10 protein-coding genes are annotated in these 12,645 nt (G+C 75.0%); 2 read left to right on the forward strand and 8 right to left on the reverse strand.

Annotated features, from left to right (window positions below):
- Nucleotides 1-43: 43 nt before the first annotated feature.
- From ACWPXV_RS13420 to ACWPXV_RS13435, 4 genes are all read right to left on the reverse strand, one after another.
- Nucleotides 44-1,957 carry an amidase family protein gene (locus tag ACWPXV_RS13420; protein WP_454085680.1) on the reverse strand — a complete coding sequence of 638 codons (1,914 nt, stop codon included), beginning with the start codon at nt 1,955-1,957 and terminating at the stop codon, nt 44-46.
- Nucleotides 1,842-2,570 carry a cohesin domain-containing protein gene (locus tag ACWPXV_RS13425; protein ID WP_454085681.1) on the reverse strand — a complete coding sequence of 243 codons (729 nt, stop codon included), beginning with the start codon at nt 2,568-2,570 and terminating at the stop codon, nt 1,842-1,844. Before ACWPXV_RS13425 ends, ACWPXV_RS13420 begins: the two co-directional genes overlap by 116 nt.
- Before the next feature lie 145 nt (nt 2,571-2,715).
- Complete coding sequence (locus ACWPXV_RS13430; protein WP_454085682.1) at nt 2,716-3,714, reverse strand: GmrSD restriction endonuclease domain-containing protein; 999 nt, start codon at nt 3,712-3,714, stop codon at nt 2,716-2,718.
- A 112-nt stretch (nt 3,715-3,826) separates the two neighbouring features.
- Nucleotides 3,827-4,744: a serine hydrolase domain-containing protein gene (locus ACWPXV_RS13435; RefSeq protein WP_454085683.1), complete on the reverse strand. Its 918-nt coding sequence runs from the start codon at nt 4,742-4,744 to the stop codon at nt 3,827-3,829.
- Between the two features lie 110 nt (nt 4,745-4,854).
- Here ACWPXV_RS13435 and mgtE point away from each other — a divergent pair, with 110 nt between their 5' ends.
- On the forward strand, nt 4,855-6,189 hold the full coding sequence (gene mgtE / locus ACWPXV_RS13440; RefSeq protein WP_454085684.1) for a magnesium transporter: 1,335 nt from the start codon (nt 4,855-4,857) through the stop codon (nt 6,187-6,189).
- A 31-nt stretch (nt 6,190-6,220) separates the two neighbouring features.
- Entirely contained in the window at nt 6,221-7,015 is a 795-nt protein-coding gene (locus ACWPXV_RS13445; RefSeq protein WP_454085685.1) for a deoxyribonuclease IV, read from the forward strand.
- A gap of 56 nt (nt 7,016-7,071) precedes the next feature.
- Here ACWPXV_RS13445 and pgi read toward each other — a convergent pair whose 3' ends face one another.
- The 4 genes from pgi to ACWPXV_RS13465 all read right to left on the reverse strand — a co-directional run bounded on the left by pgi (nt 7,072) and on the right by ACWPXV_RS13465 (nt 12,626).
- On the reverse strand, nt 7,072-8,706 hold the full coding sequence (pgi, locus tag ACWPXV_RS13450) for a glucose-6-phosphate isomerase (protein ID WP_454085686.1): 1,635 nt from the start codon (nt 8,704-8,706) through the stop codon (nt 7,072-7,074).
- An 86-nt stretch (nt 8,707-8,792) separates the two neighbouring features.
- On the reverse strand, nt 8,793-9,938 hold the full coding sequence (locus tag ACWPXV_RS13455) for a hypothetical protein (RefSeq protein WP_454085687.1): 1,146 nt from the start codon (nt 9,936-9,938) through the stop codon (nt 8,793-8,795).
- A complete protein-coding gene (locus ACWPXV_RS13460; protein ID WP_454085688.1) occupies nt 9,935-11,479 on the reverse strand; it encodes an FAD-dependent oxidoreductase in 1,545 nt (514 codons plus the stop codon). Before ACWPXV_RS13460 ends, ACWPXV_RS13455 begins: the two co-directional genes overlap by 4 nt.
- Nucleotides 11,430-12,626: a carboxylate-amine ligase gene (locus tag ACWPXV_RS13465; protein ID WP_454085689.1), complete on the reverse strand. Its 1,197-nt coding sequence runs from the start codon at nt 12,624-12,626 to the stop codon at nt 11,430-11,432. The genes ACWPXV_RS13460 and ACWPXV_RS13465 overlap by 50 nt, the downstream gene beginning before the upstream one ends.
- Nucleotides 12,627-12,645 lie beyond the last annotated feature (19 nt).

A 12,645-nucleotide genomic window follows, 5' to 3' on the forward strand; every position in this document is an offset into this window, starting at 1 on the left:
CCGGCTGTCGGCGCACGAGGGGTGCGAGGGCTGTCGCGAGCCGCTAGCCGAGCGGGCCGTAGAGCGCGGGAGCGGTGCGCGCCTGGGTCACCTGCTCGAAGGCGTAGGCCAGGCCCAGGAGCGTGCCCTCGGCGAAGTCGCGGCCGAGGAGCTCGAGGTTGACGCCCGCGCCGGGCACCGTGCCGTCCTCCGCGGTGGCCTGCCCCATCGGCACGCTCACCGCGGGCATCCCGGTGTTCGGGCTCAGCCGCAGGTTCGTGCCCTGCGTGCCGTACGGGGTGCCGGTGGGGTAGACGAGGGCGTCGAGCCCGTGCTCCTCGAGCAGCCCGGTGACGAGCTCCTTGCCCTGGGCGAGGGCCAGGGTGTGGCTGCCCTCGGGGCCGGCCCACGCCTCGTAGGTCTCCTCGGACACCGCCGCACGCTGCTCGTAGGTGCGCTGGCGGGAGGCGACGTAGTGGCCGGTCGCGAGGATGTCCTCGATGCTGCGCGCCGTCACCTGCGGTGCGAGGTGGTTGTCCACGTAGCTCTCGAGGTCGTGGCGGAACTCGTTGGTGCTGCCGCTCGGCTCGGCCAGGACGGCGGCGAGGCCGGCCGGCGCCTCGAGCTCGACGACCGTCGCGCCCTGCTCCTCGAGCGTGGCGCGCGCCTCGGCGAAGAGGCGGACCGTCGTCGGGTTGGTCCCGACCATCGACGGGAGGTAGCCGATCCGCGCGCCGTCGAGCGCGTCGTCGTCGAGGGCGGCGGCGTAGGAGGCCGGGACCTTCCCGGCCTGGCCGGCGGTCGCCGGGTCGGCCGGGTCGACGCCGACGACGGCGTCCAGGGCCACGGCGGCGTCGGTGACGCTGCGGGTGATCGGGCCGGCGGTGTCCTGGCTGAGGGCGAGCGGGATGATCCCGTCGCGGCTCACGAGCCCGACGGTCGGGCGGACGCCGACGAGCTGGTTGTAGGACGCCGGGACGCGGATCGAGCCGCCGGTGTCCGTGCCGAAGCCGATCCCGGCGAGGTTGGCGGCCAGGGCGGCGCCCGTCCCGCCGCTGGAGCCGCCGGCGGTCTGGCTCGTGCGGTACGGGCTGGCGACGAGGAGCGTGGAGCCGGGCTCGACGCCCGTGGAGAACTCCGAGGCGAAGCCGTAGGCGAACTCGTCGAGGCTCGCCTTGGCGAGGATCACGGCGCCGTCCTCCCGCAGCCCTTCGACCATGAAGGCGTCGGTGCCGGTGAGGTTGTCCTCCCAGCAGCCGCAGCCGCCGGTCGTGGGCATGTCGCGGGTGTTGACGTTGTCCTTGACGGCCACCGGGACCCCGAGGAGCAGGCTCGTCATCCCGTCCGAGGCGCGCTGCGCGTCGGCGGCGGCCGCGGCCTCCAGGGCGGCGGCGTTCGTCGTGATGACCGAGTTGAGGGGGCGTCCGCCGTCCTCGACGAGCGTGCGGTCGTAGGCGGCGATGCGCTCGAGGTACTCCTCGGTGAGCGCGACGGACGTCGTCACCCCGGCGTTCATCGCGGCCTGCATGTCGAGGACCGAGGCCTCGACGATCTCGAAGGGACCGTCGTCGTAGACCATCCGCTGGGAGACGGCGGCGAGGTCGGTGACGGTGAGCGTGCCGTCGCCGTCGGTGTCGGCGACCTCGCCCCAGGCGGCGACGTCGGCCGGGGAGCCGAGGTGCTCGGCCACCAGCTCGAGGTCCTCCGGGGAGACCTGGCCGTCGCCGGTGAGGTCGAGCTCGGAGTGGAAGGGCGGCAGGACCAGCGTCTCGGCCTCGAGGGGCTGGGCCTGGGCGAGGGCGGCGCCCGTGAGGACGAGCGCCCCACGGCGGGGACGGCGGCGAGGGTGCGGCGGCGGGTGCTCACAGCGCCCCCGTCCGGCGACGGACCAGCAGGGCGGCCCCGCCGATCGCGGCGAGCACGGCCGCGGCCGCGCCGAGCCCGAGGGCGTCGATGCCGGTCGACGGCAGCGAGCCACCGCCCGCGGCCGGCGGCGCGGCGGTGGGCGCGGGCGCGCCGTCGTCGTCGTCCGTGGGCGACGGCGTGGGTGCGGGCTCGGTGGGCGAGGGCTCAGGCTCGGTCGGCTCCGGCTCGGTGGGCGTGGGGGCGGGCGCGGCGACGACGACCTCCGTGCTCGCGACGGCGGGGAGGCTGGTCGTCGTGCCGTCGGCGGCGACGAGCTCGACGGACACCTCGACGGTCGTCGTGCCGGGGCCGACGGCGGTGAGCTCCACGCCTGCGGCGAGGTCACCGGCGAGGGCGGGGGAGCTGCCGAGGCGGCTGTGGACGACGGTCGCGTCCGGTCCGCTGACCTCGGTGCTGTCGAAGCCGCCGCTCGGGCCGGTGGCGCTGTCGGGGACGACGGCGAGGACCTCGGGGTCCACCTCGACGGTGAGGGCGTAGGCGTAGACGTCGGCCGTCTCGCCGAGCTCGAGCCCGAGGCTGACCGTGTCCCCGACGGCCGCGGTGGCGGGCACGGAGAGGCTGAGTCCGGTGGTCTCGGGCGCGGCGAGCGCGGGGGCGGCACTGAGGACGAGCAGGCCGGCGCACAGGGGTGCGGCGATCGCTGCTCGGCGGGGTCTGGGTGGCATGGTCCTGCCTTCCGGGTCGACGTCATCGGCGCAGACGCGCTGCGCTTCAGACGCGACGGTAGGCAGCACGTGTTTCGTCCAGGGATGCGGGATGTTACCCGCGAGTTTCGCGCTCCGGAAGGGTGCGGGCAGTGCCGCCGTCAGGTCACTCGCAGCCCACGCCGTCGCCGTCGCCGTCGAGGTGGCGGCCGTAGCCGGGGTCACCCACGCGGACGGGCGCGGCCCCGGCGGCACGTGCCTCGCGGCAGGAGGCGTAGGGGACGTCGTCGCCGGGCGCGGCAGGGGTGCCGGCCGCGGGAGCCGTCACCTCGGGGGCGGCGCCGGTCGGCAGCGGCTCCTCCGGGCAGTCGGTGAGCACCCGGACCATGGCGTCCTGCTCGGCCTGGGTGACCCACAGGCCGTAGGCGTGCTTGACGCCCACCTGGCGGGCGACGTAGGCGCAGCGGAACGGGCGGTGGGGCGGCAGCCAGGTGGCGGTGTCGCCGTCGCCCTTCTGCCCGTTGAGGGGGCCGTCGACGGCGAGGAGGTTGAGGGGGTCGTTGGCGAAGCGCACGCGCGTCTCGCCGTCCCACTGCTGCGCACCCTTCTGCCAGGCGTCCGACAGGGCGACGACGTGGTCGACCTGGACGGCGGTGCTCGTCTCGTTGCCGCGGACGAAGTCGATCGTCTCCCCGCTGAACGGGTCGGCCAGGGTCCCGGACGTCACGACGCAGGCCCGGGTGCCCGGCCGGTAGGTGAGGTCGGTGAGGTCGCGGGCGAGGATGTCGTTGCGGGAGTCGCAGCCGTTGCGGTCGGTGTCGACCCACCCGCTGCCGAAGAGCTCTCGCTCGTAGCCGGTGCGCGGGGCGCGGCCCTTGACCTCGAGCTCGCGCGCGGCGGCGAGGGCGGTGGCGGCCGCCGGCTCACCCGGCGACGGCGTCGGATCCGCGCTCGCGCTACGCGTCGGGGAGGGCGACCGGCCCGGCTCGGCACCCGGGGACCCGGGCGCCGACTCGGCGGCGGACGGTGCCGGCGGCGCCGCGAGGGGTCCGGCCGAGCCGACCGCACCGCACCCGGCGAGGAGGGTGAGAGCGAGACCGGCCACCCAGGCCGTGAGGCCGCGGGTCGTGCCGGCGGGGCGGGCAGAGGGTCGTGCGTCGTCCACGGGCTCGCTCTCACGCAGGGGCGCTCGACCGACGGGGCGTCAGGTCGGCAGGTGTCGACCCCAGTATCGGCCGGTGCGCCCGCGCCCTGAGGCAACGGCGCGCCGGGGCGCCTCAGGCGGCGGGCAGGAGCGGGAGGAGCTCGTCCCAGACGGCCCGGAGGATGTCGTTGGCCGCACCCTCGTGGTGCGCGGTGACGGTGACGACGGCCCGGTGACGGGGCAGGACGACCGAGAACTGGCCGTACTTGCCGTCGGCCCGCCACACGCCGTCGGGCGTGCACGCCCACACCTGGTAGCCGTACCCGGCCCGGGACTCGGGGTCCTCGGAGAAGCTCGAGCTGTCCGCGAGGTCGGTGTGCATCCGCTCGACGTACGCGGCGGGCACGAGCTGCGTGTCCTCCCAGCGGCCCTCCTGGAGGAGCAGCCGGCCCAGGCGTGCGTACTCGCTCGTGCGCAGGTGCAGGCCGACCCCGCCCTGGCTGAAGCCCTGCGGGCAGCGCATCCACTGCGGGTTGCGAATACCGAGCGGCGCGAACAGCCGGGGCAGGAGGTAGTCGCGCAGGTCCTCGCCGCTCACGGCGTGGACGATGCGGCTGAGCACGTAGCTGCAGCCGTTGGAGTACTCGAAGCGGGTGCCCGGCTCGGCGACGAGCTCGGAGCGGAGGAACCCGCCGAGGAGGTCGTCCTCCTCCGCCTGGCCCGGCCCCCACCAGGTGAAGGTGTTGCCGCTCGTCATCCGCAGCAGGTGGCGCACCGTCATCGCCTCGACACCGTCCGCGTGCGCCTGCCCGGGGAAGAAGCGGGTGACGGGGTCGTCGAGGTCCAGCAGGCCCTCGGCCTGCGCCATCCCGACGGCGACGGCGGTGAAGGTCTTGGACCCGGACCACAGGTGGACGGGGTCGTCGTTGCGGAACCGGTGCTCGACCGGCTCGTGGCCCTCGCGGTGCAGGTGGATCCCGTAGACCCCGAGGTTCTGCTTGGCGATGCGCAGGCGGAACCCGGTGAGCAGGGCGGCGTCGGTCGGGGGCATCGGTGTCCTCGTCGGGGTCGGGCGGCGCGTCCCACTCTACGGATCCGCACCGTGCGGGGGCCGGTAGGCTCGGCTGCTGGCGCCGCCCCGGCGCCGTGTCGGAGGCACCCATGGACGAGCTCAAGCCGCGGCTGGCGGCCGCGCTGGCGTCCCACGACCTCACGGCCGCCGCCGCCCACCTTGCCGCCGCCCCGCCCCAGGAGGTCGCTGCCGCCCTCGCGACGCTGGAGCCGGAGAGCTCCGCCGTCGCCTTCCGGCTGCTGCCCCGGCACCGCGCGCTGGCCGTCTTCGAGGGGCTCACCCCGACGGCGCAGCACGAGCTCGTCCAGCTGCTCGGCGAGGACGAGGTCGTCGCGGTGTTCGCCGGGCTCGACCCCGACGACCGGGTCGGGCTCCTCGACGAGCTCCCCGCCGCTGTCGCCACCCGCCTGCTGCGTCAGGTGGACGACGACGCCCGTGCCGCGACCGCCGTCGTCCTCGGCTACCCGCGCGGCTCGGTGGGCCGCCGGATGAGCCCGCAGTTCGTCGACGTGCGCCCCGAGCACACCCTCGGCGAGGCCCTGGACCGCGTCCGGGAGCGGGGGCACCGCTCGGAGACGATCTACACGGTCCCGGTCGTCGACGACTCGCGGCGCCTCGTCGGGGTCGTCAGCCTCCGCGACCTCCTGCTCCACGACCCCGCCGACGCCGTCGCCGACCACCTCGCCCGCCCGATCGTCGCCCACGCCGAGGAGGACGCGGAGCGGGCCGCCCGGCGGTGCGTCGAGCGGCGGGTGCTCGCGCTGCCCGTCGTCGACGGTGAGGACCGCCTCGTCGGCCTCCTCACCGTGGACGACGCCACGCGCATCGTCGCCGCCGCGGGCGACGAGGACGCCGCCCGCGCGGGTGGCGCCGAACCGCTCCACCGCCCCTACCTGCTGTCCTCGGTGCGCGCGATCACCCGGACGCGGGTCGTGTGGCTCCTCGTCCTGGGCCTGTCCGCCGTCCTCACCGTCAACGTCCTCGAGCTCTTCGAGGGGACGCTCGCCGAGCACGTCGTCCTCGCCCTGTTCATCCCGCTCCTCACCGGGATCGGTGGCAACACCGGCTCGCAGGCGGCGACGACGGTGACCCGGGCGCTGGCGACGGGGGAGGCGAGCCCGCGGGACCTCGGACGGGTGGCGTTCAAGGAGATGCGGACCGGGCTGCTGCTCGGTGCGATCCTCGGCTCGCTCGGGTGGGCGGTCGCCTCGCTCGTCTACAGCCCCTCGATCGGCACCGTCGTCGGGCTCACGCTCGTGGCCGTGTGCACCATGGCCGCGACCGTGGGCGGCACGACCCCGCTCGTCGCGCGGGCGGCGGGGGTGGACCCCGCGGTCGTGTCCACCCCGTTCATCACGACCTTCTGCGACGCCACCGGCCTGCTCGTCTACTTCACGATCGCCCGCGCCGTCCTCGGGCTCTGAGGTGTCGGTGCCACCGGCTAGGGTCGTTCCCATGGCAGTCGTCGGAGCACATGTCGACCAGACCGACCCGATCGCCGAGGCCCAGGCCCGCGGCGCGGACGCGGTGCAGCTCTTCCTCGGGGACCCCCAGGGGTGGAAGGGGCCGGAGGTTCGCTACTCCGGGGGTGCCGAGGCCCTGCGGGCGGCGGCTGCCGACGCCGGGATCGCCCTGTACGTCCACGCTCCCTACGTCCTCAACGTCGCGACGACGAACAACCGGATCCGCATCCCCAGCCGCAAGCTCCTCCAGAAGCAGGTCGACGCCGCGGCCGAGATCGGGGCCGCCGGCATCATCGTCCACGGCGGCCACGTCCTCGCCTCCGACGACCCCGCGACCGGCTTCGACAACTGGCGCAAGTGCATCGACCAGCTCGACGCCAAGGTGCCGGTCCTCATCGAGAACACCGCCGGCGGCACGCGGGCGATGGCGCGCGGCGTGGAGCGCCTGGAGCAGCTGTGGGCCGCGGTCATGGAGGCCGACGGCGGCGCGGACGTCGGTTTCTGCCTCGACACCTGCCACGCCTACGCCGGGGGCGAGGAGCTGGCCGGGCTGGTCGAGCGGGTGCGAGCGGTCACCGGCCGCATCGACCTCGTCCACGCCAACGACAGCCGCGACGCCTTCGACTCCGGCGCCGACCGGCACGCCAACCTCGGTCAGGGCAGCCTCCCGCTCGAGGACCTCGCCGCGCTGCTGCGCGAGGCGGGCGCACCGGTGGTCGTCGAGACGCCCGGTGGCGCCGAGGAGCACCGCACCGACATGGCCTGGGTGCGCGAGCAGCTCGGCTGACCCCGAGAGATCCGGCTCCCGGCGGGAGGGATTCCCCTCGCCGAGAGCCGGAGACATCAGGCGCGGCGGGCCTGGCGGTAGCGGCGGATCAAGGCATTGGTCGAGGAGTCGTGCGTGAGCTCGGGCTCCTCGTCCGCGCTGAGCTCGGGCCCGATGGCCTTGGCGAGCACCTTGCCCAGCTCCACGCCCCACTGGTCGAAGGAGTTGATGCCCCACACGACGCCCTGGACGAAGACCTTGTGCTCGTAGAGCGCGACGAGCTGGCCGAGCACCGCGGGCGTGAGCCGCGGCGCGAGGACGAGCGTCGTGGGGGAGTTGCCGGCGAAGGTCTTGTGCGCGACGAGCTCCTCGGCCGCGCCCTCCGCGCGCACCTCCTCAGCCGTCTTGCCGAAGGCCAGCGCCTCGGCCTGGGCGAGGAGGTTGGCGGTGAGCTGGTCGTGGTGGCCGGGGACGTCGTCGGCGGGGTGGACGAAGCCGATGAGGTCGGCCGGCACGGTCTGGGTGCCCTGGTGGATGAGCTGGTAGAAGGCGTGCTGGCCGTTGGTACCCGGCTCGCCCCACACGACCGGTCCCGTCTGCACGGCGACGGGTGCGCCGTCGAGGGTGACGGACTTGCCGTTGGACTCCATGTCGAGCTGCTGGAGGTAGGCGGGGAACCGCGAGAGGTACTCGCTGTAGGGGAGCACCGCGTGGGTCGCGCAGCCGCGGAAGTTGCGGTGCCACACGCCGATGAGGGCGAGCAGGACCGGCAGGTTCCGCTCGAGCGGGGCACTGCGGAAGTGGGTGTCCATCGCGTGGAACCCGGCGAGCATGTCGCGGTAGTGGTCCGGGCCGACGGAGATCATGAGCGAGAGCCCGACGGCGGAGGTCATCGAGTATCGCCCGCCCACCCAGTCCCAGAAGCCGAACATGTTCGCGGTGTCGATGCCGAACTCCGCGACCTTCTCGCCGTTCGTCGACACCGCGACGAAGTGCTTGGCGACGGCGGAGCGGTCGCCGATGGCGGCGACGAGCCACTCCCGGGCGGTCGTCGCGTTGGTGATCGTCTCGATCGTCGTGAAGGTCTTCGAGGCGACGACGAAGAGCGTCTCCTCCGGGTCCGCACCGGCAAGGACGGGGGCGATGTCGTCGCCGTCGACGTTGGAGACGAACTCGCAGGTGATGGCCGGGTCGGCGTAGGGGGCGAGGGCGATCGTCGCCATCTTCGGACCGAGGTCGGAACCCCCGATGCCGATGTTGACGACGCGGGTGATGCGCTTTCCGGTGTGGCCGCGCCACTGCCCGCTGCGCACCTGCTCGCTGAAGGCCGCCATCCGGTCCAGGACCTCGTGGACGTCGGCGACGACGTCCTGGCCGTCGACGACGAGCTCGGTGTCCCGCGGCGCGCGCAGCGCCGTGTGGAGCACGGCCCGGTCCTCGGTCGTGTTGATGTGCTCGCCGCGGAACATCGCCTCGGCGCGCTCGGGCACGCCGGCCGCGCGGGCGAGGTCGACGAGCAGGCGCAGGGTCTCGTCGCTCACCCCGTTCTTGGAGTAGTCGACGTACAGGTCACCGGCCTCCACGGCCAGCCGCTCCCCGCGCTGCGGGTCGGCGGCGAACAGCTCGCGGAGCGTCGTGCCGGCGGTGGCGGCGGCGTGCTCCTCGAGTGCTGCCCACTGCGGTGTGGTCGAGATGTTTTGTGGCTGGGACACAGCTGCTGCTCCAGGGGACTCGGTGGATGGCTGCCCTCATCATGGCGCGTGCGAGCGCCCGGCGCGACGGCCGTTCGGCCCGCGGGTCAGTCGGTGCGCTCGACCCGGGCGAGGGAGTCGACGGCCCGCTCGAGGGAGAGCACGACGCCGTCGTAGAGCACCTGGTCGTCCGTCCGCGGCGCGGCGCTGCGCGCGTCCTGGACGGCGTCCGAGGCGTGGGCGCTCGACAGCGGCGTCTCGTCCGAGGCGACGTGCGGGTCGGCCGTCCCTGCCGGCGTCGTGTTCTCCAGCGCCGCGGAGATCGTCCGCAGCGCCGCGCACACGCGCTCGCCGCTCTCCCCGGCGAGTACCTCCGAGCGGTCCACTCGCCCCGCGCCGACGTCGCTGAGCAGGAGGTCGGCGAGGTCGCTGACGACGAGGCCCAGCCGGTCGAGCACCCGCGCCTCCTCCTGCAGCGCGCCGATCGACCCGCTGTACCGGCGGGCGCGCCGGTTGCGGTGTGCCGCCTCGCCGACCTCCGCCACGGCCGTGTGCATCTGCGCGCGCTCCCGCGGCGACGACGCGTGCTCCCGCTCCCAGTCCGCCAGGCTCGGCAGCTCCGTGGACCGGATGAGGTCGGCGAGCTCGCCGAGGTCGGCGGCCAGGGTGTGCCGGAAGCGGGCGACGGTGGCCTGCGCCGGCGCGAGGGGCAGGGGCGGCAGGACCGCGTTGACCGCGATGCCGATGAGCGCGCCGAGGAGGGTGAGACCGGCGTAGGCCCCCACGTAGGTGGCCTCGCCGTGGCCCACGATGAGGGTGAAGAGCGCCGCCGTGGGCACCCAGCTGCCCATCGCGCCCAGGCGGCCCCAGCCCGCGAGCACGACGGCGGGCACGATGACGATCGCGACGGCGAGCGGCCCCCGCACCGGGAGGAATTCGACCACCCAGCCCACGGCGCCGCCGACGGCGATCGCGGCGACGGACTGGAGGGACTCGCGCACCGAGCCCGCGAGCGTGAAGGTCGTGGCGATGACGGCACCGAAGGGCGCGTAGTACGGGAAGTCGGCCGCCGGCCCGGGGAGCACCCCGGCGACCGCCCAGGCGAGCGAGGCGGCCACGGCGGCGCGAATGGCGACCGCCCAGCGCGGGTTGCGGCGCCACTGCTCGCGCCACCACCACACGCGGGTGACGTCGCGCGGCAGCTGGACCCGCTGGCGCCACTGGAGGGACGCGCCGCGGTTCGGGACACTCATCGGGCCTGCAGCCCCCGGGTGGCCGGCCCCTCGAGGAGCTCCCCGTCCGCGGCGAAGCGCGAGCCGTGGAGCGGGCAGTCCCAGCTGCGCTCCTCGTCGTTCCACCGGACGACGCCACCGAGGTGCGGGCACACCGCGGAGACCGAGCGCGTGACGCCGTCGACCGTCGAGACCGCGACCGGGTGCAGGCCCCGCCGGACCACGCAGCCCATGCCCTCGGCGGGGGTGTCGTCGGTGGTCGCCTGCGTCGGGTCCGGCTCGGTCTCCTCCGCCGGACCGCCGCCCGGCTCGGGGTTGGTGAGGGCGCGGGCGTAGCCGCCCGCCAGCTGCGCGGCAGCACCGGCGTTGAGCCGCACGGCCTCGGCCAGGCCGGTCATCTCCCGGCGGCGCCAGCTGCGGTAGGCGTCGCCCCACTCGGGCAGGCCCTCGGTGAGGTACCCGGCGAGGACGTGCGCGGCGGCGACCGCGTTCGTCATGCCCCACTTGGCGAAGCCCGTGGCCACGAGGGCCCGGGAGTCGCGCGGCAGGAGCGGGCCGACGTAGGGCAGCTCGTCGACCGGGTGGTAGTCCTGGGCGGACCAGCGGGCGACGACGCGCGAGTCGGGGAACCAGCGCCGCGCCCAGGTGAGGAGGTTCTCCACCCGCGCACGCGGGGAGTCGGCCCGCCCCACGACGTGGGAGGCCCCGCCGACGATGACGATCTCGCCCTCCTCGGCGGGCACGGTGCGGACCGAGCGGGTGGGGGCACCGGCGGTGATGGACATCTGCAGGCCGGTGGGCTCCGGCACGGCCAGGGCGAGGGAGTAGGAGCGCTGCGGCTCGAGGCGGGCGAAGTAGCCACCGCGGTCGGCGAAGGGGATGCCGGTCGCGAGGACGACGCGCTCGGCGTGCACGGTGCCGCGCGTGGTGACGACCGCCCCGTCCCTGCCGTGCGCGTCCGTGACGCGGGCCGCGGTGCGCACGACCACCCCCGCCGCCTCCGCCTCGACGACGAGGGCCGCGAGCACGTCCACCGGGTCCACCTGGACCTGCTCGGGCAGCCAGCTGCCCTCGAGCGCCGGGAAGGGCGCGTCGAAGGACTGCCGCCACTCGACGGGCAGTCCCGCGGACAGTGCGGCCTCGTGCTCGGCGTGCGCTGCCGGCAGCTGCTGGGGCCCGGCGGCGTAGGTGACGGCGGCGCGCCGCTGGACCGGGACGTCGTGGCGCGCGCACTCCGCGAGCAGCCACTCCTGGCCCAGCCGGTTCCCGGCGACGTACTTGCCGAGCAGCTCGGGACCGTGGAGGCGCTCGATCGCCGACAGTCGGGTCCCCTGGAGGAGGGAGACCTTGGCGGTGGAGTGGCCGGTCGTGCCCGCCCCGACGTAGCGGGCCTCGAGGACGACGACGGACAGGCCCGCGCGGGCGAGCAGCACCGCCGTCGCCAGTCCTGTCAGCCCGGCGCCGACGACGGCGACGTCGTACCGTCCGCCGACCGGCTCGGTCGCGAGCCGCTCACCCCCCGGAACCGTGCGCGACGCCGATGCCAGCCACAGTGAAGTCATGTCCCTCTCCGTCCAGTCCGTGCGTCGTGCGCACCGCCGCGGCGACGACGTCGCTCAGGCTCCCGGTGCGCTCCAGCTCCCGCCGCTGCCGGTCGGCGCCTGTGCCGACCTCTCGCAGACGGGCTACGCCCTCCTCGACGAGGGCGAGGTCGTCGTCCGCCTCCCGCAGTGCCGGGCGGACGTGGTCGACGAGAGCGCCGACCACCTCCGCCGCGGGCAGCGGGCGGCTCGTGCCAGGGTCGAGCAGGTCACCGGACACGCCGAAGCGGCTCGCCTGCCAGGTGGCCAGACGCAGCATCTGGGTCGGCACCGGTGGGGCCGCCTTCCCGGCCTCCCACTCCTCGGCGGCGGTCTGGACCAGGGCGCGGCACAGGGCGGCGACGACGACGGCGTCGCGCGGGTCCTGGCACACGTCCGCCGCGCGGAACTCCAGGGTGGGGTAGGTGCGTGAGGGCCGGGCGTCGAGGTAGACCATGCCCTCGTCCAGGACGACGCCGCTCGCGAGCATGGCCTCGACGCGCTCGCGGTAGGCGCGGTGCGACCCGAAGAGGTCCGGGGGACCGGCGGCGGGCCAGCGGCCCATGACCTGCGCGCGGTAGCTGGCGTAGCCGGAGTCCTCCCCCTGCCAGTACGGGGAGTTGGCGCTCACGGCGAGGAGCGTGGGCAGCCACACACGCACCCGGTCGAGGACGGCGACGGCCTCCTCGGGGGACTCGACGGCGACGTGGACGTGGCAGCCGCAGACGAGCTGCTCGCTGCCGAGCCGGCCGAAGTGGTCGACGATCCGGCGGTAGCGCTCGGCCGGCGCGGCCAGGGTCTCCACCGGGAAGGGGGAGGTGCCGAGGGCGACGGCGCGGGCCCCCTCGCGGCGGGCGGCCGACTCGGCGTGGGCCCGCCAGGAGACGAGCTCCTCCTGGAGGTCGAGGAGGTGGTGGTGGGGCGCGGTCCCCGTCTCGACCTGCTGACGCTGCAGCTCACCGTCGAGCGAGGAGCCGGCCGCACCGGGCGCCCCTGCCGGTCCAGGGCCGTCCGGGGCGGCGTCCCCGATGACGTCCGCCCGCCGCAGCACCTGCTGGGCCACGGACACCGCCTGACCCGTGCCGCTGCCGACGAGCAGCAGCTCTTCCTCCACACCAACTGTCCTCATCCGGCCAGTGTGTCGCGGG

This window comes from Georgenia sp. Marseille-Q6866 (assembly GCF_965111665.1).

Coding starts and splice junctions, on each gene's coding strand:
- ACWPXV_RS13425 (WP_454085681.1), bottom strand. CDS start 2,570: ATGCCACCCAGACCCCGCCGAGCAGCGATCGCCGCACCCCTGTGCGCC.
- ACWPXV_RS13435 (WP_454085683.1), bottom strand. CDS start 4,744: ATGCCCCCGACCGACGCCGCCCTGCTCACCGGGTTCCGCCTGCGCATC.
- mgtE (WP_454085684.1), top strand. CDS start 4,855: ATGGACGAGCTCAAGCCGCGGCTGGCGGCCGCGCTGGCGTCCCACGAC.
- ACWPXV_RS13445 (WP_454085685.1), top strand. CDS start 6,221: ATGGCAGTCGTCGGAGCACATGTCGACCAGACCGACCCGATCGCCGAG.
- ACWPXV_RS13455 (WP_454085687.1), bottom strand. CDS start 9,938: ATGAGTGTCCCGAACCGCGGCGCGTCCCTCCAGTGGCGCCAGCGGGTC.
- ACWPXV_RS13460 (WP_454085688.1), bottom strand. CDS start 11,479: ATGACTTCACTGTGGCTGGCATCGGCGTCGCGCACGGTTCCGGGGGGT.
- ACWPXV_RS13465 (WP_454085689.1), bottom strand. CDS start 12,626: ATGAGGACAGTTGGTGTGGAGGAAGAGCTGCTGCTCGTCGGCAGCGGC.